Origin of the sequence: Streptomyces roseofulvus (assembly GCF_039534915.1) — a bacterium.
GTDB classification, from domain to species: domain Bacteria; phylum Actinomycetota; class Actinomycetes; order Streptomycetales; family Streptomycetaceae; genus Streptomyces; species Streptomyces roseofulvus.
Genome location: NZ_BAAAWE010000001.1, coordinates 6,723,354 through 6,746,373, shown reverse-complemented (window position 1 = coordinate 6,746,373; position 23,020 = coordinate 6,723,354). Strand labels below are relative to the sequence as shown.

General features: G+C 71.7%; 17 protein-coding genes and 1 tRNA gene. 6 read left to right on the top strand and 12 right to left on the bottom strand.

Going from position 1 to position 23,020, the window contains the following annotated elements:
- Nucleotides 1-5: 5 nt before the first annotated feature.
- The 3 genes from ABFY03_RS31100 to ABFY03_RS31090 form a co-directional block, all read right to left on the bottom strand.
- Complete coding sequence (locus tag ABFY03_RS31100; RefSeq protein ID WP_319008212.1) at nt 6-1,274, bottom strand: acyltransferase family protein; 1,269 nt, start codon at nt 1,272-1,274, stop codon at nt 6-8.
- A 2-nt stretch (nt 1,275-1,276) separates the two neighbouring features.
- Nucleotides 1,277-3,427 (bottom strand): bifunctional polysaccharide deacetylase/glycosyltransferase family 2 protein, encoded by a 2,151-nt coding sequence (locus ABFY03_RS31095; protein ID WP_386723550.1) that lies wholly within the window; start codon nt 3,425-3,427, stop codon nt 1,277-1,279.
- Between the two features lie 151 nt (nt 3,428-3,578).
- Nucleotides 3,579-3,815 carry a hypothetical protein gene (locus ABFY03_RS31090; RefSeq protein WP_346171370.1) on the bottom strand — a complete coding sequence of 79 codons (237 nt, stop codon included), beginning with the start codon at nt 3,813-3,815 and terminating at the stop codon, nt 3,579-3,581.
- Between the two features lie 366 nt (nt 3,816-4,181).
- On the opposite strand from ABFY03_RS31090, the gene ABFY03_RS31085 reads away from it, so the two are divergent.
- The gene (locus tag ABFY03_RS31085; RefSeq protein WP_346171369.1) at nt 4,182-5,132 is read left to right on the top strand and encodes a glycoside hydrolase family 16 protein; all 951 of its coding nucleotides are present in this window, start codon (nt 4,182-4,184) and stop codon (nt 5,130-5,132) included.
- Between the two features lie 378 nt (nt 5,133-5,510).
- Here the strand turns inward: ABFY03_RS31085 and ABFY03_RS31080 are convergent, their stop codons facing one another.
- The gene (locus ABFY03_RS31080) at nt 5,511-8,798 is read right to left on the bottom strand and encodes a hypothetical protein (protein ID WP_346171368.1); all 3,288 of its coding nucleotides are present in this window, start codon (nt 8,796-8,798) and stop codon (nt 5,511-5,513) included.
- Between the two features lie 10 nt (nt 8,799-8,808).
- The gene (locus ABFY03_RS31075) at nt 8,809-11,094 is read right to left on the bottom strand and encodes a CHAT domain-containing protein (protein WP_346171367.1); all 2,286 of its coding nucleotides are present in this window, start codon (nt 11,092-11,094) and stop codon (nt 8,809-8,811) included.
- A 130-nt stretch (nt 11,095-11,224) separates the two neighbouring features.
- Between ABFY03_RS31075 and ABFY03_RS31070 the strand changes: the two genes are divergently transcribed.
- The 3 genes from ABFY03_RS31070 to ABFY03_RS31060 all read left to right on the top strand — a co-directional run bounded on the left by ABFY03_RS31070 (nt 11,225) and on the right by ABFY03_RS31060 (nt 15,203).
- Nucleotides 11,225-11,560, top strand: a complete 336-nt coding sequence (locus tag ABFY03_RS31070) for a CATRA system-associated protein (protein ID WP_346171366.1) — start codon at nt 11,225-11,227, stop codon at nt 11,558-11,560.
- A gap of 10 nt (nt 11,561-11,570) precedes the next feature.
- On the top strand, nt 11,571-13,118 hold the full coding sequence (locus ABFY03_RS31065) for a CATRA conflict system CASPASE/TPR repeat-associated protein (protein WP_346171365.1): 1,548 nt from the start codon (nt 11,571-11,573) through the stop codon (nt 13,116-13,118).
- Between the two features lie 684 nt (nt 13,119-13,802).
- Nucleotides 13,803-15,203: a tyrosine-type recombinase/integrase gene (locus ABFY03_RS31060; RefSeq protein WP_346171364.1), complete on the top strand. Its 1,401-nt coding sequence runs from the start codon at nt 13,803-13,805 to the stop codon at nt 15,201-15,203.
- A 32-nt stretch (nt 15,204-15,235) separates the two neighbouring features.
- Here ABFY03_RS31060 and ABFY03_RS31055 read toward each other — a convergent pair.
- Nucleotides 15,236-15,309: transfer RNA gene (locus ABFY03_RS31055), tRNA-Pro, on the bottom strand.
- Nucleotides 15,310-15,681: 372 nt separating this feature from the next.
- Between ABFY03_RS31055 and ABFY03_RS31050 the strand changes: the two genes are divergently transcribed.
- The gene (locus tag ABFY03_RS31050; protein WP_319008191.1) at nt 15,682-16,890 is read left to right on the top strand and encodes an acyl-CoA dehydrogenase family protein; all 1,209 of its coding nucleotides are present in this window, start codon (nt 15,682-15,684) and stop codon (nt 16,888-16,890) included.
- Between the two features lie 73 nt (nt 16,891-16,963).
- Here the strand turns inward: ABFY03_RS31050 and ABFY03_RS31045 are convergent, their stop codons facing one another.
- From ABFY03_RS31045 to ABFY03_RS31025, 5 genes are read right to left on the bottom strand one after another with little or no spacing between them, the layout of a single operon-like run.
- Nucleotides 16,964-17,530 carry a GAF domain-containing protein gene (locus ABFY03_RS31045; protein WP_319008190.1) on the bottom strand — a complete coding sequence of 189 codons (567 nt, stop codon included), beginning with the start codon at nt 17,528-17,530 and terminating at the stop codon, nt 16,964-16,966.
- The gene (locus ABFY03_RS31040) at nt 17,527-18,150 is read right to left on the bottom strand and encodes a GTP-binding protein (protein WP_319008189.1); all 624 of its coding nucleotides are present in this window, start codon (nt 18,148-18,150) and stop codon (nt 17,527-17,529) included. Before ABFY03_RS31040 ends, ABFY03_RS31045 begins: the two co-directional genes overlap by 4 nt.
- Nucleotides 18,128-18,505: a DUF742 domain-containing protein gene (locus ABFY03_RS31035; RefSeq protein ID WP_319008188.1), complete on the bottom strand. Its 378-nt coding sequence runs from the start codon at nt 18,503-18,505 to the stop codon at nt 18,128-18,130. The genes ABFY03_RS31040 and ABFY03_RS31035 overlap by 23 nt, the downstream gene beginning before the upstream one ends.
- Nucleotides 18,502-18,936: a roadblock/LC7 domain-containing protein gene (locus ABFY03_RS31030; protein WP_030497240.1), complete on the bottom strand. Its 435-nt coding sequence runs from the start codon at nt 18,934-18,936 to the stop codon at nt 18,502-18,504. The genes ABFY03_RS31035 and ABFY03_RS31030 overlap by 4 nt, the downstream gene beginning before the upstream one ends.
- A gap of 7 nt (nt 18,937-18,943) precedes the next feature.
- The gene (locus ABFY03_RS31025; RefSeq protein ID WP_319008187.1) at nt 18,944-20,755 is read right to left on the bottom strand and encodes a sensor histidine kinase; all 1,812 of its coding nucleotides are present in this window, start codon (nt 20,753-20,755) and stop codon (nt 18,944-18,946) included.
- A gap of 552 nt (nt 20,756-21,307) precedes the next feature.
- On the opposite strand from ABFY03_RS31025, the gene ABFY03_RS31020 reads away from it, so the two are divergent.
- Complete coding sequence (locus tag ABFY03_RS31020; protein WP_319008186.1) at nt 21,308-21,706, top strand: NTP pyrophosphohydrolase; 399 nt, start codon at nt 21,308-21,310, stop codon at nt 21,704-21,706.
- A 12-nt stretch (nt 21,707-21,718) separates the two neighbouring features.
- Here the strand turns inward: ABFY03_RS31020 and ABFY03_RS31015 are convergent, their stop codons facing one another.
- Nucleotides 21,719-22,993: a serine hydrolase domain-containing protein gene (locus ABFY03_RS31015; protein WP_319008185.1), complete on the bottom strand. Its 1,275-nt coding sequence runs from the start codon at nt 22,991-22,993 to the stop codon at nt 21,719-21,721.
- Nucleotides 22,994-23,020: the final 27 nt, after the last annotated feature.

Sequence of the window (23,020 nt, the reverse complement as noted above, 5' to 3'; positions counted from 1 at the left end):
CCGCGTCAGACGCCGGCCCGGCGGCGGCCCCGTACGCGGCGCGGGTAGGGGAAGAGCCGCGGAGGGCGCTTCGCGGCCACGTCCTCGACCCAGCCGAAGGCCAGGACCAGCAGTCCGGTCAGCGGGACCGCCACCATCAGCGGGAACCACTGGCTGGCCAGCAGCCACCGGAAGTGCTCGTAGAAGAAGCCGACGGACCAGAGGGGGTCGATCAGCGGGATGGCGGCCACCAGCGCCGTCTGGTGCCAGAGGTAGACGCTGACGGCGCGGGCGTTGAGCAGGCTGATCAGACCGTTCCAGCGCTCCAGCGGCCGGGGCCACCGCTCCCAGGAAGGGCTGATGTGGAGCAGCAGGGCGACGAAGCCGAGGGACCACAGGGCCTGGGCGACCGGCCAGCTCTCGATGTCGGTGTGCACGGTCGGATCGACCGGCCGGGTCTGGAGGTACCACCAGCCGGCCACCATGACCAGCGGCGCGACGGACGGCACGACGTACTGCGGGAGCTTCCTGAGCAGGCCCTCCTGGTGGGCCATGCCGAGGATCCAGCAGGCACCGAAGGTGGCGAAGTCGCTGGTGTTCTCCCAGACCCGGCCGTAGAGGAACTCCTGGTCGATGAAGAACGTGTGCATGACGATCACCAGGCCGAGCGGCGCGCACAGCGTCACCACCGGCATCCGCCGCAGCGCCCACAGCATCAGCGGTGACAGCAGGACGAACCAGAGGTACGCGCGGATGTACCAGAGCGGCACGATGATCTGCACGGCCCAGCCCTGCCCCACCAGGTGGTCGAAGCCGTTCAGGGCCTCGGCGTACGGCGGGGTGCTCAGCGGCAGGATCCAGAACAGCAGCTTGCCCCACCACCAGGCGGGGTGCCCGTCGGCGTCGGGCCCGTCGCCGTCGGCGATCTGGGCGGTGACCACGATCGCGCCGAACAGCCACAGCGGCGGCAGCAGGCGGCGCAGACGGCCCCGGATGACGCCGAGGGCGGGCCGGCTGAGGGAGCGGGTCATCAGCGACCCGGCGAGCGCGAACATCACGCCCATCGACGGGAAGACGAGCGGCAGCCAGAACCAGCCGAAGTTGTGGTAGATCACCACGCGCACCAGCGCCAGGGCGCGCAGCATGTCGAGGTAGCGGTCCCGGCCGGCCTTGGCGCCGGCCGGTGCCGTCGGGGCCGGCTCGGCCTCCCGCGCCGGTTCCGCGGGCGGAACGACGGGGACGCGCAGCCGGAGGGTGTCGTGGTGGGTGCCCACGGAGTCGAAGGACGCGGTCATGGTCAGGCCTCCACGGGTGCGGCGACCTCGCCGGTGCGCCGGAGCTTCTGCCAGCGCAGCCGGCCACCGGTCAGCGCCGTGATCGTGGACTGCAGCAGGACGATGTACATCAGCTGCCGGTAGACCACCTGCTGGATCGGCAGGCTGATCAGGTGCAGGGGCTTCTCGCCGTCGAGCCGGAAGGCGTACCACGACAGCAGGGCCTGGAGCAGGATGAAGCCGCCCCAGCTGGCGAGGGTGATCGGCGCGTCGGCGAACAGCACGCCGTACAGCAGGAACATGTCGACCAGCGGCGCGAGCAGCGGGGCGACCACGCCGAACATCACGACGAGCGGCAGCCCGAGGCGGCCGAAGCGGCCGGCCGGGCCCCGGGAGGTCACGGCGCGGCGGTGCTTCCACATCGCCTGCATGCTGCCGTAGCTCCAGCGGTACCGCTGGGACCAGAGCTGCTGGATGCTGGCGGGAGCCTCGGTCCAGGCGCGGGCGCGCTCGGCGTAGACGATCCGCCAGCCGTCGCAGAGCACCGCCATGGTGATGTCGGTGTCCTCGGCGAGGGTGTCGTCGCTCATCCCGCCGACCCGCCGCAGGGCCTCCTTGCGGAAGGCGCCGACCGCGCCGGGGATGGTCGGGATGACGTTGAGCATGTCGTACATCCGGCGGTCCAGGTTGTGGCCGAGGACGTACTCGATGTGCTGCCAGGCGCCGATCAGGCTGTCGCGGTTGCCGACCTTGGCGTTGCCGGCGACCGCGCCGATCGTCGCGTCGCCGAACGGCTGGACCAGCTCGCGCACGGTGGACGGCTCGAAGACGGTGTCGCCGTCCATCATCACGACGATGTCGTGCGACGCGGCCGCGATGCCGGTGTTGAGCGCGCTGGACTTGCCGCCGTTGGCCTGGCGGATCAGCCGGACGAACGGCAGGGCCATCGCCTCGACGATGTCCGCCGTGCCGTCCGTGGAGCCGTCGTCGATGACGATGACCTCGATCGGATGGTCACTGGAGGCCAGCGAGTTGAGGGTGTGGGCGATGCACTCGCGTTCGTTGTACGCCGGGACGAGGACGGTGACGGGCTCGGTGACGGGCTGCCCCCACGCGTCCCGCCGCCGGGCGCGCCGGGCGTGCAGCGGGGCGAGGACGAGCATCAGCGCGAACCGGCCGAAGTTGAGGAAGCCGACGACGGCGAGGAGCGCGACCAGGACCGGCAGGGTGAGGACGGCGGCCTGGCTGGCCCAGATGAACACCTTGCCGGCCCACAGGCGGTAGCCGTGCACCGGCACGTTGGCGTCGGTGGCGCCGAGCGCCTCGGAGACGGTGGCGAAGCGGTAGCCCTCGCCCTGCAGCTTGTCGATGATCCGCTCCAGCGCGGCGAGCGTCTCGGTGCGGTCGCCGCCGGCGTCGTGCAGCAGGACCAGCGCGCCCTCGCCCGGCTTGCGCGGCATGGCCGCCTCGACGATCGCGTCGACGCCGGGCCGCTTCCAGTCGTCGGTGTCGCGGTCGATGAAGGCGGTGAGGTAGCCGCGGGAGCCCACGTACTTGATCACCGGGTAGTTCCAGTCGTCGAGCGCCGAGGCGTCCGACGAGTACGGCGGGCGGAACAGCGCGCTGTGGATGCCCGCGACGCCGGCCAGCGCCAGCTGCGTCTGCGCCAGCTCCCAGCTGATCCGGGTCTCGGACTGGTACACGAGGTCGGGGTGGGTGAAGGTGTGCACGCCGATCTCGTGGCCGGCCGCGACGATCTGCCGGATGAGCTCCGGGTGGCGCGTGGTCATCGCGCCGGTCACGAAGAAGACGGCGTGGACGTCGCGGGCGGCGAGCACGTCCAGGATCTTCGGGGTCCACTCCGGCGAGGGGCCGTCGTCGAAACTCAGCACCACGGTGCGGTCGGGGACCCGATAGCTCACCGGGTGCCCGTTCTTGTCGCCGCGCGCGTCGATGATCGGGCCGCCCTTGAGCAGGGTCTCCGGCACGGTCGTCTTGTCGACCGAGGTCGCGATCCGGGTGTCGTGGAACGCCTCGTTGGTGGCGAGGCCGCGGAGGACGAGCAGCGCGAGCAGGCAGGCCAGCAGGGACAGCGGCATGAAGAAGCGCAGCGGCGGCGCGGCCAGTCGGCGCGGTCTCAGCAGGGACTGCCGACGGCGCTGGTGGCGGGACAAGGGCGCTCCTGGAGAGGGCTGGTGCGGACGAGCAGACACGCCCGACCGGCCCGCAGCGCTGCTCCGGGCGACGCTTCGGTCGCGGTGTGCCAGGGAAGGGCAGGGTGTTCGGCGGGCCGGCCGAACGCTTCGGGCGGGGTGTCCGCGCCGTCTAGGGCCAGAAGGGAGGCAGGGGTCCGCTGGTGGGCAGGTACGCGGGCTTCGGTGGGATCTCCATCGCCGGGGCGTCCGACTGCATCCCGAGCAGGCTGCCCCCCATGGCGGCCGCCAGGATCGCGCCGACCACGGAGACCGGCCAGCCGAAGCGCCGGAACAGACGGCTGCGGAGTCCCGACTGGTCGACGAACACCGGTGCCGGCAACGGCTCCTGGGGACTGGATTCAGTCACGCCGGGCCAGGCCGGGGGTGCCGGCGTACGCCCGAAGGATGGGGAGGTCTGGCGCAACTCATGTGGCCTTTTTGTGCAGGAACGTCAACGGCTGAAGCGTAGAGCGGACTGTATCGAACAGGCTCGATCGATTGGGGTGAGATATCCGCTTTTGGCATGGACCCGATCGAAGGTCGTAACCGGATCGGTATGCCGGCGGGCGCGTCCCGGCCCTGGGGCGCCCGGGACGGACACACGCGGAAGGGTGGCCGAATCCCTTCGCTAGGATGACGCCTCACTTCCCGCGAACAGAGTGCGACGCCCGCGCAAGGGGCGTGCCCCGCCATCGCCCCGACGCCTCGGCGTCCCCCGCCCCAAGGAGCCCGCGTGAGCCAGCCCCGCCGCACCTCCCGTCGCCGCGTGCGGACGGCGCTCGTCCTGCCCGCCCTCCTGTGCGCGCTCGCCGCGTGTTCCGGCGACCCCGAGGCCGGCGGGAGCACCGACGCCGCCGCGCCCTCGCGAGACGCCTCGCCGACGCCCACCGGCCCGCCGGACACCCTGTTCGACGATTTCGACTACACCGGCGCCGACGACCCCGCCTTCGCCGCGAACGGCTGGGCGGTCCGCACCGGCGGGGGCGGCCCGGGGATCAAGGACACCTGGAACGCCGACGGCGCCGCCTTCCTCTCCGACCCGGCGGCCGAGGGCGGCAAGGTCCTGCGCCTGCGCTCCACCACCGACGGCACGCGGCAGGGCACCACGCAGGTCGAGGTCCACACCACGAGCCGGAACTTCTTCACGGGCACCTTCGCCGCCCGGGTCCACTTCAGCGACGAGCCCGCGGGCGGACGCGACGGCGACCACGTCGTCCAGACCTTCTTCCCGATCTCCCCCTCGGACTCCTCCGAGAACTACAGCGAACTCGACTTCGAGTACCTGCCGAACGGCGGCTGGGGTTCGGTCGGTCCGCAGCTCGACACCGTCAGCTGGTACAAGGCCGACCCGCCGGACCGGGTCCACCACACCCTCGAGCGGCGCCTGGAGGGCTGGCACACCCTGACGATCACCGCCATGGACGGAAAGGTCGTCTACTCCCTGGACGGTGAGAAGGTGTTCACCAGCTCCGGCAGGTACGTCCCGCGCGACCGGATGGACATCCACTTCAGCAACTGGTTCATCGACCTCCCCTTCACCGGCACCCCGCGCACCTGGGACATGAAGGTCGACTGGGTCTACCACAAGGCCGACGAGGCCGTCTCCCCGGCGGAGATCGCGAAGGCGGTAGCCGACTTCCGCGCCACCGGCACCCCGCACGTCAACACCGTCCCGAAGCCCTGACGACTCCTCCCGCCCCGCCGCCCGCCCACGGGGCGGCAGGGGCCGGGTCGGTCCCCGACCGGCCCCTGGGAACGACCGAGGGGCCGTCTCAGATCTCTCTGAAACGGCCCCTACCCATCGAGGTTGCCCGAGCCCCTCGCCCGGAGCACAACCGCAGACTGGCGCAGGCACTGCTGACAGCCCAGCCTGTGTGAAGCCGGACCCTCCCCCTCCGGACAGATCTGCTCCTGGAGAGTCCGTTTGCCAGGGCAAAATCTTGCCACTGGTGTGCCTGCCTGATAGTCGTTTGTGGGGCAGAAATGTGATGGCGCGGAATGCGGGCTGCTGAGTCGATGTGGCTCGCCTCGGCGGCGTGCGCCAGTCGGGGCCTGCGAAGGTTCACGGCGGCTGCTGCCCGCGGTCGCCCGACAGCTCATCCAGAATCCTGCTGACGATCTCCGCCTCGTAGGGCTCCATTCCCTCCTCGAACAGAGCAGGGCCATGCGTTCCGTAGGCGAGGCGCTCGAGGGATGTGGCGAAGGGGCAGGTGTGATGGCCGTAGTCCCGGCGCAGTTCGTCGAGGACGACGAGCAGGTCCGGATCCTCGGTGCGGCCTGCACGACGGCACAGCAGGACGCGATCGATGAGCTGGTCCGCCGTGAGGCCCGCATAGGAAAGCCTGTGACGCCGGTCGACGGCGCGCGGAGCAGGGCGGTCGAGACCCAGCGCCTCGGCGACCGCGACGGGGACGGTCCGGTCGAGGGCGGCAAGGCTCGGGAGGACGAAGTCCCACAGCCTGCCGATGCCGCAGAGCGCGCGGGCAAGCAGTCGGCACACCCAGGCGGGAGGGCTGGCCCCTGCGCCCCTCGCGTCGCGAGAAGTGTCCGCGTTGCGTGCGTGCTCGGCAGCGTCGGCGAGTAGTTGGGCGGCTCCCACCTCGTCGCCGGCCTCCTTCAACCAGCGAGCCACCTCCGCGACGACCGCGGGTACCTCACCCGGCCCCTCGGACTGCCACGCGCGCCGAGGGGCGTCCCCGGCGACCGGCTCCGTGCCCGCCTCGGACACCGTCTTCCGGGCCGCTTCACGTTCGCGGTAGTCGTGGATCGCGCCGACCGCCTGCTCGGCCTCGGAGACGTCGCCGAGGCCGAGCAGGGCACCGATGACGGCCCGGAGCGCCGGACCCTGCTCGTAGGACAGCTCCTGAGCGATCCCCTTGGCCTCCTCGACGACGACCCGGGCCCGCTCGCAGTCGCCGGTGCGCGTCAATGCTGTCGCCACCGCGACCATCGCCCGAACTTTGTGCTCATGCCCGCTGCCCATGGCGTCCACGACGGACTGTGCCCGGGCCACATCGCCCGCGTCCGCATACGCCGATGCCACGGCTTCCAGGGCAGGTTCTCGGTGCGACCAGAAGGAGAAGGAGCGGGCCAGCGCTTCGGCCCGGGAGAAGGCCCGGGCGCGGGCCAGGACGACCGCGGCGTGGCTGAGCAGCACATCATGAGAGGTTCCGACCAAGGCGACCGCACGCTCGGCGAGTTGGCACGCAAAAGCGTGCTCATCCCCTTCCACCAGTGCCTCGGCGAGCAGGAGCAGTCGCAACGGGGGGAGCTTTGGTGACGTCCGCGGCAACTCCGCCGCACGCCACGCGAGCCGACGGGCGGTGGCCGCATTCCCTTCAGCGGCGGCCGCGGCAGCAATCGTGGCCAGCATCTCGTGGTGATGTGGCAGGGACCCAGGCCGGGTGTCGAGCGCGCCGAGGGACCCACCCTCGGCACCGGCCACGGTGCCCTCGAGGCCGTCGTCCGGGCCTGCCGCGAGCCGTTCCGCTTCTGCGGTCATTCCGTTCTCGACCAGCCACACCGCGATGTCGCGCAGAATCTGCCTTGCCAGGTTCGGCGTGCCGGCAGTGTGCGCCGTCCGTAAGGCCTCCTCGAGGGCGCCCATCTCCAGGTGAGTGAGGGCCACCGCCTTGAGCACCGCCCGGCCGTCGAACCTGTGACGGCGGCGGTGCTCTGCGTACAGGGCTTCGGCTCGGGTCGTGTTGCCGGTCGTGGCGAGGGCCATAGCCAGTTCGCAGGAGGCGGTCACGCGGTCGCCGTCGTTCGAGATGTGACTCACGAAGGATTCGGCGAGGTCTGGTTGGCCTTGTTCCACGAGCGCCCACACGACGCCCGGCCGTAGACGGCGGCCGAGCGCATCCAGCAAGAGCTCCGTCTCCGACAGGCCCGTCTTCTCCCGCAGCGCACGGACAAGGGGCCCGACGGGAATCTCCCGCGCGACGGAGAGGGCCCGTTCAGTGTCCCCTGCCAGCAAGAGCCGGACTACGACACCTTTCAGGGCCTCGGCCCTGTCGAAATCGTCAGCAACGGAGCGTGCCGCTTCCTCCGCCTGGTCGACGTCGTGGGCCGCGGCCATCGTGGCGGTCGCCAGCAGCCTGTTACGGGTCTGCTCGCCGGGCACGGCGCGAACGAGCCGGTGGAACTGCTCGTCCTGCCCAGTAGCCACCAGTGCCATGGCGAGCTGGGGCAGGGCAAGGACGCCGCCGTGCTCCCGAACTGAGTCGGGGCCAGGGAAGGCGCGGGCCAGCGACTCTGCCCGAGCACCCTGGCCGGCGGCAGCGAGCGCGGCAATCACCGGTATCAGCGCCGTACGGTCGGCGCCCCCGGTGTCGTCGCCTCGGTAGCCGTCGGTGCCGCCATCGTCGGAGGTAAGGGTCAGGGCGAGGTGTTCGGCCTGGTCTAGATGGCCTGCAGCGATTTGGGCGTCCACCAGCGCGCGCAGCGCGACCACCCTGGCTGTCCGTGAGGGGCTCGCCCGGGCGATGCGCTCGGCCGAAGTCCACTGGCCCGCGGCGGAGAGCTGTGCGACCGCATCCTCCACCACGCCGCCATTGCATGGCTCCAACTTACCTGCGATGCTAGGAAGTTCGCTGCCGGTCGGCTGAAGACGGCTTACAGCGGAAACGAGTTCATCGATCGTGTGGCGCGCCTGAGCGAGGCGGCCTTCGCTGAGGAGCGCAAGGGTCAGGCCGGTGAATGCGGCAGTCCTGCGGGCCGGGGCGTCGAAGGAGCGGGCGAGCTGGTCGGCCCGTACCGGATCGCCCGCAGCAGCGAGCGTCGCGGGCAGGCTGGTGGGCAGCCAGTCGCCACGGCCGGTCAGTTCCTCGCGCAGCAGTGCCAGAACGGCGGCAGCGGCCAGGTCGGGGGCGTCCTGCGCGGCGAGGGCGGCCTGGCAGACCGCGACCTCGTGCATGGCGGCGACATCGCCGCCGGTCAGCGCGCGCAGCCGCGCGTGCCGTGCTCGGTCGGTACCGCAGGCCGTCATACGGTGTACGTCGCCCGTCGACTCCAGAAGGCGGAAGTAGCCGTCCAGCAGGTACTCCGGGGTGCCGTCGGGCCAGCCGCCCACCCTGTACGACTCCGCCCACGCGTGCAGGGCCGCGGCGCAGTCCGCCGTGATGAGCTCCCCCGCCGCGTCCGTGACCCGCTGCCGCTGCCCGGCGTCGGCGATTACGTGGACGGTCCTGCCGGTCCAGCGGCTCGCGGCCCGGTCGAGGCCGGTACTGGAGGCGGCGGCGATCGCCGCGTCCAGCTCATCCGTCGGGAGAAGGGTCAAGTCCAGCAGGTCGGCACGGGTCAGACCGCCGCCGGCGACGGCGACGAGTACGGGGAGGACCCGCTCGGGCACGGGGGCCACGCTAGACGCCCACATGGATGAACGGCACCCACGCGCTCGGGTGCCGGGGGCGTCGCTGGCGTTCCCGGCTCACGGCATCGTGCAGCACGGTCGCGACAGAGCCCGGCGGCGTCATAGGCCACACTTCGAGGCGGGACTCGGTGAGCCGGCCGTAGACCGCCCTGGCCACGCGCTCGGTAGTCGTGTCAAGGACGGGCGACATCGTGCCGATGACGGACTGATAACCGCGGTAGTGCAGGACGGAGGTCACGGAGATCATCTCGTCGAGGTCCATACGGTCCGGTGCCGCGGTGGAACACGCGGCGAGGAAGGCGAACTCCGGTCGGCTGGCTCGGACTTCGGCGAGGTCGGCGATGGTCAGATCCTGGTCGTGCAGCACGAGGCCGGTACGCTCCGGCGACACAGGGTCCTGCCGGCCGTGGCAGTCGAAGTGGACCCGGCTGTGCCGCCCCAGCGCGCGTTTCACGTTTCCGGCGCTGGCCTGTGTCCCGTGCAGCGTGGTCAGCACGTCCTCCGGAAGGAGGCCCATGAGATAGTCACGGAAGCGGGCCGTCGCCGGAAGGGCCTGATGGCCGACGCGGCCGCCTGCCGACACCAGGAGCAGCCGATCCCGATCGCCCCGCTTCCCGCCCTGGTTGCCGATGCCGCTGTTCCGGCGCAGCTCCCGGGCCTTTCGGGCCGAGATGAGGCTACGCAGGGTCGGGGTGTACGAGGACACGACCCGCTCCCCGACCCCGGCACGTGCACTGCCCGCGACCGGCCTCGGTACGGCGGCGTGGAGCGGGAGCACCGCGAGCGGCCCGGAGGGACACCACCACAGGCGCGGGAGCTCGCCGTCCCCGCTCTCCCCGGTGCGTCCGGGCAGGGCCAGCGCCGCGAAGACGGGTGCGGCGACGGTCTCCCACAGCCAGTGCAGTGTCGCCCGGACGCGTGCCTCCCGCTCTGCCCCGGTCAGTTCGTTCAACGCGGTCAGATAGCTGCGGGCGTTGCGCTGTGCTGCCCGCAGGGTCAGGGCAGGCAGCGGGACGACCCGCGGGGCGTCTTCCTCCGCCGTCACGAGCAGGGCGTGACAGCCGAACCGGCTGAGGATCACCGCCACCACGGGGCCTTCGGCAGCGGCAGGCCTGATGTCGGAGAGGTAGCTCACCGTCTGGAAGGTGGCGTCGGGCAAGAGTCCCTGCGCGCGTCCGGCCGCCCGCGCCCAGCGCCGTTCGCGCCGCGCGGCGCCCTTCTCCGTGAGCCGGAAGACCAGCCCCCACCGTCGCGCGACCGCCGCGGAAGGTGTGTCGGGGCGGGTGGTCTTCTCTGCGGCCACGTCCCGCTCCGCATAGCGGTCGGGTGCCTCGCCGAGCCGGCCAGACCGTTCGAGGTCGCGGCAGACCCGGTCCATGCGCCGGGCGAGCCGGCGGTCCACGGCCCGTAACTCGGCTCGGATCGTGGCATGCAGCAACTGGTCCCACACCACCCCTCGACCGGTCTCCAGCAGCTCGATCGCCTCGACCGGGCGCCCGGCGGCGATCGCGCAGGCCGCCGCGTCCGCCGTGACCACGGCCTTGAGCGCGACCTGTCCGGTCGCCCATCCCGAGTCCCCGGGGGGCACGCCCCATCCGGTCGTCCGGGGCAGCAGGGCGACGGCGGCGACCATGTCCTCGTACCCGGCGCCGGGCCCGGCCGAGGCCGCGCGGGCGCTGCCGCAGGCGTGCAGCATGCGAACCCGCTGCCGAGCCGGAGCCCCCGCCATCCCGGCCAGTCGCCGCCGCAGCACGTCGAGGTCCGGCACCTGCCCCATCTCCGGCACCCACCCGCCCGGGGGTGCGACCCGCTCGATGGCCTCCCACTCCTCAAGGCACTCGACGAGCAGAGCCACCCTCGCGGCATCCGTCGAGCTGCCCGATCCCACGACCCGCCCCACGCGGTCTTCGTCCACGGCGTGTTGACGGTTGGCCTCGTCCCCGGCCTTCCGCCCGCCCCCCGCCTCGCTCAGCAGCCGGATCGCCGTCACGAGGTCGGCGACGTCCCTCTCCGGGCTCTGGCGGAAGCGGAGGAGAAGTTCTGCGGACAGTGCCGTCACGGCGGCCGCTCGACGTCGAGTGCCGGGCTTCGCGCGTGCGACCGCCACGGTCAGGCGGTCCATGTCCGCACGGGTGTCGCGCCCGGCACGAACATCGCCGCGCAGTCGGCGGCTCGCTCGCTCGCGGACCTGCTGCTGGAGTGTGCGCAGCCGGGCTCGTTCGCGACGCTCCTTCTCCTGCTGCTCGGGGGACTGTTGATAGGAAACACTGGCCACAGGTGCCTCGCAGCAACGTCTCGGACACGCAGAACATGATGCTTGGTCATACACCCTATCGACATGGGCTCTTGAGCAATATGCAGAAAGGACTCACATCGCCTCCGGTGCGCCACTATGTTCTGCGTACATGGAGGAGGAGCTGCGGCGGATGGCTGCCGAGATCTTGGCGGATGTCGAAGTCTGGCAGCTCCGCGCCAAGAACTGGAACGTGGTCGGACAGGGTCTGAAGGCCATGCGGGACGCGCTCGCAGCGCGAGACCTCACCGCCTTCCAGCAGGCTCTGGAGGATGTCGAGCTGGCGGGCCCTCAGCGCATTTCCGGGTTGGAGGACAGCTCCATGCTGCCGCTGCCCGAGGAGTACCGTGAGCGACTCGACGAGTTGGTCCATGCCCTGGACAGCGACAATCCGGCCTCCCGCGCCGCATCGGCCGTCGACGCCGCAGGTCCGGATGCTCCAAGCTGAGGCACTGGGAGTGCATCTCTTCGTCGTCACCACAGGGGACGACCAGCACGACGCGCTCGCCTTCGTCAGGAATCTGTGGAACATGTGCGGCGAGATGCTCGGGATGACCGTACCGGTGGAGGGCACGGGTACGGGGCTGGAACCGGGGGACGGCTGGGACGCGTGTCTGCCGGGTGCCGTGGGGAGCGTGGATGTCCGGGGCACACAGAGGCTGCTCGCGGCCAGGAAGCGACCGGGACCGGGGGTGTGGCAGGCCGCGCTCCGGCGGGAGCACGATGTCCTTTGCCTGTCGGTCATGTTGGCGCCCGACGCCGCCGACGGTCTGGGCTGGGCGGAACTGGACGCGCGGTGGTCCGGGGTCGTACGGGCGGCTCGGACCGCACAGCGCCACGAGGCAGGCGTACTCGGATCATCCCGGCTGTACCTGGCCCGATTGGCCGAGCTGGCCCCTGCCGCTCCGAACGGCCTCTCGGCTGCGCCCTCGGTGGCGCCGGAGGGGGCGCTGACCGCCTACGTGCGCGCCCATGCGCCGACCGCTGACGACGCGTCGACGGGCTGGCCGTACGCGGGCGTCGTGGTTCCCCAGGGGTTCGCCGTCTGGGAGACCTCGGCCTCGCAGGATGCTCGCGAGGAGCGTCGCCTGCTCGTCGTCGCCGCGCACGATCGCGACCCCGAGTTGACCGCCTGGACGTGGTCCACGCGTACCCGCGCGCTGCCGCCGTTGGGGAAATACCTTCTGCACGCGGCCAAACTCCGTTACCAACTGCGGGTGTGGGCCTCGGCCGAGGGCATCGGCCGATTGCGCGCCACTACGGACAGGGTCGTCGCCGACGTGCTGGAGAGAACGGACGCCTCGCAGCGCGGCGCCGGCCGTCACTCGGAGTTGCTCGACGCGTCCCGCGCTCTGGTCGATCTCCAGGCCCGCGAACGCGGCCTGGTCGACCGCTCGACCCGCAGCCGGGAAATGTCCCGCACCGTGGAGATCGCCGCGGCCAACCTCATGGCCCTCAGCGGCGATCCGAATCTCGGGGGACTGTTCGCAGACGATCGGGCGCTGTCCGAGTGGTTCATCCAGCGCCTCGACGACGATGCCACATATCTGGAGGCGGCGCTGCGCCGGTGCACTCAAGTCGGGGCTCTTGCTGACCAGTTGGTTCAGCGCAGCTTGCAGCGACGGCAGGAGACGGTCAATCTCGGGCTGACGGGCGTCATCGGCGCCATCCTGATGAGCCTGGCAGCCGTCCAGTCCCTCCAGTACACCGTTCCGCTGCCCGGTTCAGTGAAACCCGCCGTCGTGGCCGTCCTGGGCGCCCTGGCTCTGGTGGCCTCACTGGTGGTGCTGCGCGTCGTCGTGCCTGACCGGCGATGGTCGCTCGCCATGCTCAGACTGGGGGCAGGAGCCCTCGGAGGAACCGTCGCCTGGGTCGCGGCGTCCGCGCTGGGAGGCACCACGTTGGGGCCGGGGTGGACATGGCTGTACGGAGCGGCTGGGACAGCCGTAGCCCTGGCCGCAGCAGCAGCGAGCACCGGGCGCGGCGATCGCGGCGGAGGCACCTGACGCTGGTGTTCCCGGCCGTGGTATGGCCACTCGAAGAGCTAGAACACGCCGGCGCCGGAGAAGCAACGGGCGAGGCCGTATGTTCCGTGCAGGAGGACTAGAGAAGGACCGTGCCGAGCTCGAGCAGGCATGGGTGCCGCGGCTGGACTACCGGCGCCGAGGTGGTCGGCCGAGCAGCAGACCACGCCGAGACGAGACTAGGGCAGTGCGCACGGTCAACGACTTTCCGCCGGCTGACTGCGGCTCAATCTCAACAGGAACCGGTTCATGATCTGGAAGCGCCCGCTCGTGATCGACGGGTAGGTGCGTATTTACCCGACACGTGAGGCGTACCGAGACTGGGCCATCCTCGCGGCACGGGGGAAGGTCTGGCTGCGGCGCTCCGCTGGCCGCGTCACACGGAAGCCGCCCCCGGACGTCGCCTGGTACAACCGCCACTGCGACCCAACCGGCCCGACCTTCGACTCCCTGAAAGATGGGCTTCGCGAGTATCTCCTCTGACGCACCTCGCTCTGGCCAGGTCACTCATACTGACTCGGACAAGAACTTGCGGTTCGTCTGCGGGTCCCTTGGCGCGCAGACAAGGGAAACCTGCTGGTCACGGCCTCTCTGACGGGCGTGGTGGTCGCGTGGGGGCGCACGCTGAGATGTCGGGCTCTTCCCCGCCTCGTGGAGGCGATCGCCATGCGTACTAGCGCCGGCCGTGGCCGCATCTACCGTCGCTGTGGTTGCCGGGACACCCAGCGTCACCAGATCGGTGCCCGCTGCCCCCATCTGCTCGCCGACAGCACCCACGGCACCTGGGCCTTCGCCGTCGACGTCCCCGCCCCGGATCGCCGTCGGACAACGGTGCGCCGGGGCGGCTTCGCCACCCGGGACTCGGCCGAAGAAGCGCTGCGCCGGTTCCTCGAGGGCGAAGCCGGCGGGTTCGATGCGGACCCGAACCAGACCGTCGCCGCCTACCTGGACGCGTGGCTGGCGGCGAAGGCGCTGGTGCTGAAACCGACGACGATGGCCCGGTACCGCGACTACGTGCGCAACGATCTTGTCCCCGCGTTCGGCACCCTCAAGCTCGACCAGCGCGCGCACCGGCACATCTCGGCCTTCGTCACCGGCCAGCTCTCGGCCGGCCGCGGCCGGACCACCCTCTACCGGTGCCTCGCCACGCTTTCCAGCGCGCTCGGCGACGCCGTCCGCCAACACCGCCTCCCGCACAACCCGGCCTCTCCCCCGGTCCTGCGTCGGCCTCCGTCACCGGAGCGGCGGATCTGGACGGCGGAGGAGGCGGCGCGCTTCCTCACCCCCTGCCATCGTGCCGACCCGGCGATGGCCGACCTGTTCGAGGTACTCATCGGCACCGGCATGCGCAAGGGCGAGGCCCTTGGTCTGCACTGGGACGACGTCCACCTCAACGAGGGCGTGCTCTACATCCGCTGCACGCTCTCCGCCGTCGACAACAACCGCCTCGTCCTGACCACACCGAAGACCCGGTCGAGCAAAGGCTGGGTAGCCATCTCACCCCGCGTCACCACCGCCCTCCGCCACCGGGCACGCTCAGCAGCACGAACCCGCGGCGACCCCAACGATCCCTTCGCAGGGCTGGTCTTCTGCCGACCCGACGGCCGCCCGCTCAGGCCACACCTCGTACTCGACCGGCTCCACCGGCTGTCCGAGGAAGCCAGCGTCCCCCGGGTCACGGTCCATGACCTGCGCCACCTCGCCGCCACCATCACCATCACCGCCGGCGTGCCGCTCACCGTGGTGTCCAAGACCTTGCGGCACTCCACCCTGTCGACCACCGCGAACATCTACAGCCACCTCACCCAACAAGCCGCGCAGCAGGCCGTCGACACCATCGACCACGTACTCAGCGGCGCCCAGCAGACGGCGGTCCGTACGGACCGACCCGCGTGGCTGCGACCACCGCGCGACCACCTCCACCGCCTCCGCGAAGCCCTCGGCCGGCTCCGCTCCCCCGCACCGCCCGCCACCAGCACCATGGCGAACCAGCCCCGGCCCGGGCGTGCGACCACACTGCGACCACCAGCCCCCAGGACGCGCGAAAGGCCGTTCTCCCATGGATGAGAGAACGGCCTCCGACCTGCGTTTCCGCACAGTCGGGACGACAGGATTTGAACCTGCGACCCCTTGACCCCCAGTCAAGTGCGCTACCAAGCTGCGCCACGTCCCGGTGCCCGTCTGACCTGGGGTTTCCCCCGGCCCGGCGTGCAAGAGAACAATACCGCACTTCGCGGCGTGGTCACGAACCGCTTTGCGGGCGTCACGCCGGGCGGTGGCCGGAACGTGATCTTTGCCCGTGGCATGTGGCAGAAAGACGTCTCTTGACGCAGGCGTCCCAGCGGACTCGATGGCTCCAGATCGGACCAAACACAGCCCGAAGTGATCGTCAATAGCACCTGTTTCGGACAAAGACGGGGGCGATATTGATCCATCCCGGAAAGATCAACACCATGAAGTGTCGGCCTGTTCGGGACGGGACCACTGCCGATGCTCCACCTGCCCGGACCATGCCGGGCAGGCGATTCGCAGGGAGGGACTCGTTATGGACAGCTACTTCAGCAGCCGGCTCCATCATCGGCTGAGGGAGACGGTGCGCGGCTTCGCCGAACGCGAGGTGCGACCGCGCATCGCCGAGATGGAGGCGTCCAGGACGGTGCACCACGAGCTGTCCCGGCTCATCGCGCGGCAGGGCTGGCTGGGGGCGACGATCAGTCCGGAGTACGGCGGCATGGGCGCCGGGCACCTGGCGAAGACGATCATCATCGAGGAGCTCTCCCGGGTCAGCGGCGCGATGGGCGCCATGGTCCAGGCGTCGCAGCTCGGCACCGCCAAGATCGTCCACTTCGGCTCCGACGCCCAGCGCAAGACCTGGCTGCCGAAGGTCGCCTCGGGCGAGTGCCTGCCGACGATCGCCGTGACCGAGCCGGAGTCCGGCGGGCACGTGCTGGGCATGGAGGCGAGCGCGGTCCGGGACGGCGACGACTACGTCCTGAACGGCAGCAAGGTCTACGTCGGCAACAGCCACGTCGGCGACCTGCACGGCGTCGTGGTGCGGACCGGTCCCGGCTCCAAGGGGCTCACCGCCTTCCTCGTCGAGGCCGACCGGCCGGGCTTCCGGCTCGGGCCGCAGCAGCAGGCCATGGGGCTGCACGGCTTCAGCTTCGGCGAGCTGATCTTCGAGGACTGCCGGGTGCCGGCCGCCAACCGGCTGGGCGACGAGGGCGACGGTCTGGCCGTCGCGTACTCCTCCAGCGTGCTCTACGGGCGGGCCAACCTCACCGCCGTCTCGCTCGGCATCCACCAGGCGATCCTGGAGGAGACCACCCGCTTCGCGACCGAGCGGATACGCTACGGCAAGCCGCTCTCCGAGCTGCCCACGGTGAAGCTCAAGCTGGGTCAGATGCAGTCCCGGCTGATGACCGCCCGGCTCGCCGCGTACCACGCGGTGCACCTGCTCGACCAGGGCCTCTCCTGCGACACCGAGCTGATGAACGCCAAGCTGGTCAACGTCGAGTCGGCGATCGACTCGGGCCGCAACGCCATGGAGATCCACGCCGCCGCCGGTCTCTTCACCGACCGGTCCATCGAGCGCTATCTCCGGGACGCCCACCACATCTTCGCGCCGGCGGGCACCTCCGACATCCAGCTGCTGCGGCTGGGCGAGGTCGCCCTCGGGCAGGGCAAGGGCAGTTGGTCGGAGCGGCTCTCCGACCTGGTCCGCACCCCGGAGCCGGAACCGGCCTCCGCGTGACACGACGACCGAGGGCCCGTACGGCGCGTGCCGTACGGGCCCTCGGCCCTGCCCGGAACTCGGGCGGAACGGGTCAGAAGACGCCGTCCTCGCGGCGGTGGATCTGCTCGACGAGCTCCGCCGCCATCGCCTTGATGGTCTCCAGACCGGACCGGCCCCACGGCCGGACGTCGGTGTCGACCACGCAGATGGTGCCGAGGGCGACGCCGGTGCGGTCGATCAGCGGCGCGCCCATGTAGGAGCGGATGCCGATCTCGTCCACCACCGGGTTGCCGGCGAAGCGCGGGTAGTCGCAGACGTCCTCCAGGACGAGCGCCTTCCGGCGGACCACGACGTGCGGGCAGTAGCCGTGGTCGCGCGCCATGAAGCGGCCGACGCCGCCCGCGCCGGCGGCGCCGAGGTCGCTGCCCGAGTGGGAGCCGCCCGGCGTGTGGAGGCCGGCGAAGAACTGCCGGTTCTCGTCGATGAAGTTGACCATCGAGAACGGGGCGCCGGTCACCTCGGCGAGCCGGTGGGCGAACTCGTCGAAGGCCGGGTCGGGGCGGTCGCCGAGGCCGAGTTCACGCAGCCGGCGCACCCGGTCCGGCGCGTCCTTGTCGATGGGGGTCAGGAGGAGGTGACCCGTCGGGTCGTAGGTCATGGCGTGACTCCGAAGCTCGGCTCGCTGGCCGGGGTCGAATTGAGGAGGTGCTGGACGAGGGTCAGGAGGGTGGTGATGGCGGAGCTGGAGATCCGGGCGTCGCAGAGCACGATCGGCACCTCGGGGTGGAGGTCGAGCGCCTGCCGGATCTCCGCCGGCTCGTAGCGGAAGGCCCCGTCGAACTCGTTGACGGCCACCACGAAGGCGATGCCCCGCCGCTCGAAGAAGTCGATCGCGGAGAAGCACTCCTGGAGGCGGCGGGTGTCGGCGAGGACGACCGCCCCGAGCGCCCCCTCGGACAGCTCGTCCCACATGAACCAGAACCGCTCCTGGCCGGGGGTGCCGAAGAGGTAGAGCACGTTCCGGTCGTCGAGGGTGATCCGGCCGAAGTCCATGGCCACGGTGGTCGTGGTCTTGCTCTCCACGCCCTCCAGGCTGTCGGTGGCGGCGCTGACGGAGGTCAGCAGCTCCTCCGTGCTGAGCGGTTCGATCTCGCTGACCGCGCCGACGAAGGTGGTCTTGCCCACCCCGAATCCGCCCGCCACCAGGATCTTCAGCGCGGTGGGAAAGGGATCGGCGGCGAAACCGTCGGGGCGTTCAGAGCCGCTGTCGTAGGCCATCGAGCACTGCCTCCAGCAAGGAACGGTCGGATGGGTTGGCGTGGAAGCGCGGGGCCCGCGCGGTGAGGGCCCCGCAGTCCACGAGGTCGGAGAGGAGGACCTTGGTGACGACGGCAGGGAGTCTTAAGTGCGCCGCGATCTCGGCCACCGAGGTGGGCCCGTCGCACAGCCGGAGGGCCAGGCCGTGCTCGGGGCCCATGTGGGGCTGGAGGCCGGATCCGGTCGCCATCACCAGGGAGAGCAGGTCGAGCGAGGCGGTGGGCCGGGTCCGTCCGCCGCTGACGGTGTACGGACGGATCAGCCGGCCGGCCGCGTCGTCGAGCCAGGGCCCTTCCTGCGGAGGAGACGCGTTCACTGACCGGCGCCACCCGCCGCTGCGGCCGCCTGCCGGGCGGGCGTCACCAGGTACGGGCGGACGCTCTTGACCAGCATCGCCATCTCGTAGCCGAGGACGGCGGCGTCGGCCTCCCGGCCGGCGAGGACGGCCAGGCAGGTGCCGGAGCCGGCGGTGGAGACGAAGAGCAGGGTGGAGTCGAGCTCCACGACGACCTGGCGGACCTCGCCGCCGTCACCGAACCGGACGCCGGCGCTGCGGCCGAGCGAGTAGAGCCCGGAGGCGAGGGCCGCCATGTGGTCGGCCGCGTCGGGGTCGAGCCCGTGGACGGACTTCACGAGGCCGTCCGAGGAGAGCAGCACCGCGCTGCGGGTGTACGGGACCCGCTGGACCAGACCGCTCAGCAGCCAGTCGAGATCCGAGGAATGGCCGCTCGGCACATTGCCCGTCATCGTGTATCTACTCCTTGTGCGCGTCGCCGTGACGCAGCGACTCCTGGGGGGTGGGCTGGGATTCGGCCAGGCCGATCCCACGCTGGAAGGCGGCCATCAGGCCGGGGTCGTGCAGGGCGTGGTCCTCGGAGGGCCGGGCCTGCGGCTCGTCGCGCAGCTGCGGGACGAGGTGCTCCTGGGCGCGCCGCTTGGGCAGGTCGGGGCGGCCGGGTGCCTCCGCGCGGGGCGCGGGCGGCGCGGGCACGGCGGTGCCGAAGCCGGCCGGGGGGCCGGGACGCTCGGGGGCGGCGGGCGCGGGGGGTGCGACCGGCGCCGCCGGAGCGGGGGCCTGGTAGGGGTACGCGGCGGGGGCCGGGGCCTCCGCGGGTACGGGGGCGGGGGCAGGCGCCGGGGCCTGCGGGAACGGCGCCGAGGGGGTCTCGGGCCGGGGCTGCGGCGGCTGGACGGGGTGGGGCTGCTGCGCCTGGTGGTGCTGCTGCGGCCGGTCGTGCTGCGGCTGCGGCTGCGGCTGCTGGAGCGGCGGCGGGGTGCCGCCGCCGGTGACCGCGGCGGTCTGCCGCTCGTGCTGGGCGAGGCCCTCCGGGTCGGCGCCGAGGAGGCCCTGCGGGAGGACGAGGACGGCCTGGATCCCGCCGTAGATGTTCGACTGGAGGCGGACGGCGATGCCGTGGCGCCGGGCCAGCGCGGAGACCACGAAGAGGCCGATGCGGCCGTCCTGGAGCAGGTGGGCGACGTTGACCTGGTCGGGGTCGGCGAGCAGGGCGTTCATCTTGTTCTGCTCGCCGACGGGCATGCCGAGGCCGCGGTCCTCGACCTCGATGGCGAGGCCGGCGGTGACGTACTGGGCGCGCAGCAGCACGGTGGTGTGCGGCGCGGAGAACACCGTGGCGTTCTCGACGAGTTCGGCGAGGAGGTGGATGACGTCGGCGACGGCGTGGCCGCGCAGGGTGCCGTCGATCGGGGGGACGAGCTTGACCCGGGGGTACTGCTCGACCTCGGCGATGGAGGAGCGGAGCACCTCGGTCATGGTGACCGGGTTGGACCACTGCCGGCGGGAGATCGCGCCGCCGAGGACGGCGAGGTTCTCGGCGTGGCGGCGGATGCGGGTGGCCAGGTGGTCGACCTGGAAGAGGCCCTTGAGCAGGTCGGGGTCCTCGACCTCGTTCTCCAGCTCGTCCAGGAGCTGGATCTCGCGGTGGACGAGGGACTGGAGGCGGCGGGCGAGGTTCACGAAGACCTCGACCTTCTGCTCGTTGCCGACGCTGCTGGAGAGCCGGGACGCCTGGACGACGGCGGCGACGGCGGCCTCGTGGGAGCGGGTCAGCTCGGCGCCGAGCCGGTCGAACTCGTCGCCCTGGAGGCCGTCGGGGAGCGCCGGCCGGGGGGCCGGGTCCTCGCCTCGGCGCAACTGTTCGACGAGCGCCCGCAGTTCGTTCTGGTCCTGGGCGGCGTCCCGGCGGAGGCCGGCGACGCGGGCGAGGACGGCCCGGGCGGCGCGGTCGGCGCCGAGCGCGGCGGCCGTCACGGAGGCGACGGTGAGCGCGGCGGCGCCGGTGAGCGCGGCCCAGAGGGCGGGCGTCGGGCTGGTGCCGGTGGAGCGCAGGGTGAAGAGGACGGCGGCGGCGCCGCCGAGAGCGACGGCGACGGCGGGGAGGACCGAGGTGCGCAACAACTGGGGGCGTATGCGCACTTCGGCGGAGGCGGCCGTCGCGGGCCGGGCCGGAGTGGTGCCGTTGGTCGTGGTGCGGGCGCCCGATCGGCCGTGCCGCCCGCCCTCGCGGCGGTCGGACCGCGGGGCGGGTGCGCGAAGTTGTGACATGGGTGTCCTTGGTACGTGCCCGGAATTCGGCGTACTGAGGGGGTCTCGGGGGTACGGGTGGTGCGGGTGGGCCGGGGGGTTGAGTACGGAGGTGCCGATGAGGACGGCAGGTGCGATGAGCCTACCGATGATCACCGACCACACAGGGTAGTCGTCAACCGTTCATGTGTGGTGCTCAGTTGGCAAACCTGCCCGTAGACCTGCGGAGTCTGGTATCGGGGTCGCTACGACCGGCCGAGATCGATTGGCCGAAAGTCGACGCCCCGGCAGGGGAGTTGCCGGGAGCGGAACCGTACGAAAGAGGGCGGAGAGGCCCATTGACCTCCCTCCTCTGCGGAAACGTCGGGTGCCCTCGTACGAACGGAATCCCCCGGAGGGGCTCGTCCACGGCCGCCGACCGCCTCCTTCGTCACGGAGCGTGAGGGGCGGGGGAAAGGTCGGGCCGCGTCCCCGGACGCGGCCGCCGCGGCACCGGCCCATGACGGTCGGTGAGACCGGAATCGGCCGGACCGGCGGAGCCGGTGCCCCGGCGCCCGCTGTCATCCTGGCGGCATGGACACCGAAGAGAACCCGCCCCGTCCGCTGCTCCTCGTGGACGGGGCCAACGTGGTGGGATCCGTGCCGGACGGATGGTGGCGCGACCGGCGCGGGGCCGCCGAGCGGCTGCGGGACCGGCTCGCGGCGGACGGGGGCCCGGTCGACGGGCCGTGGCCGGGGCCGTACGAGATCGTGCTGGTGGTCGAGGGGCGCGCCCGGGGCGTGGCCTCCGTGCCGGGCGTCCGGGTGGCGGAGGCCGCCGGCAGCGGCGACGACCTGATCGCCGAGCTCGCCCGGAACGCGCACGGCCGACCGTGTCTGGTGATCACGGCCGACCGCGAGCTGCGCCGGCGGGTCGAGGAGGCGGGCGCCCGCTGCGCCGGCCCCCGTGCCCTCCCCCGTACGACCCCCTGAGGGGCCGTCGGGTCAGTGGCGCTCGGGCAGGTCCCGCTCGGCCGGCAGCGGCGCGCTGTCGGCGAAGGCGCCGGACGCGGTGCGCGCGGACGCCGCCGGCGCCGGCTTCGGACCGCAGAAGGCCGCCTCCAGGGTGCCGCCGAGCGCCGTGTTGGCGGCGCCGTGGTTGGAGGTGTTCGCGACCGCCGAGAGGCTGCGCCGGCCGTCGCGGGTGGAGAAGGCGTAGGTGTAGAAGCCCTGCACGGTGCCGGTGTGCCCGTACACCCGCGTCCCGCAGGAGAGGTCGTACCGGCGCAGACCGAGCCCGTAGAAGCGGGTGTTCGTGGTGTCGGTCGGGGTGACGGTCGTCATCTCCTCCAGCATCGCCGGGGAGAGCAGCCGGCCGCGCATCAGGGCGCTGGTGAAGGTGTTGAGGTCGGCGGGGCTGGAGATGACGGCGCCGGCCGACTGGGCCCACGACACGGTCTGCTCGGTGGAGTCCACCAGCGGCTCGCCGGCCGCGTCCGGGTGCAGGTAGCCGCGCACGCGCAGGCCCTTGATGCGGGTGTCGGGGTGGACGTACGAGGTGTCGCGCAGCTTCAGCGGCTTGAAGACGCGCTGCTCGTAGGCGCGGTCCACGGGCTTGCCGGTGAGCTTCTCGATCAGCATGCCGACCACCACGAAGTTGGCGTTCGAATAGCGGTAGGAGACGCCGGGCTCGGTGGTGCGCGGCTCGGCGAGCGACAGGTCGACGAGCTCCTGGTAGGTGAACACGCGGTTCCGCACGGCCTCGAAGCCGGGCACGGTGTCGGCGAACATCGCGTTGGTGTAGTCCGCCAGACCGCTGCGGTGGGTCAGGAGGTGGCGGACCGTGATGCGGTCGTCGGGCAGCAGCCCGGGAAGGTAGCGGTTGACCGGCGCGTCGAGCACCAGCCGTCCCTCGTCGACCAGTTGGAGCAGCACGACGGTGGAGAAGGTCTTGCTGACGCTGCCGATCCGGAAGCGGGCGTGGATGTCCATCGGCGCGCCCGTGGCGCGGTCGCGGACGCCGGCGGTCAGGCTCTCGACGCCGTCGGGGCCGGAGAAGCGGGCCATGGCGCCCGGAGCGCCGTCGGCCATGGCCGCGTTCAGGGCGGCGGTGATGCCGGCGACGTCGGGCGCGGGGGTCTCCGTCCCCTCGGCGGCGGTGGCGGCCGAGGGGAGGGGGGCGGCGCTCGCGGTGGCGGTGGGGGCGAGACCGGCGCCGAGTGCGGCGAGTGCGGCGATCAGGGTGGCGCCGGTGGTCAGGCGGCGGGGCGTCAGGGGCACGGTGGATCCTCTGGTGCTCACGGTGGG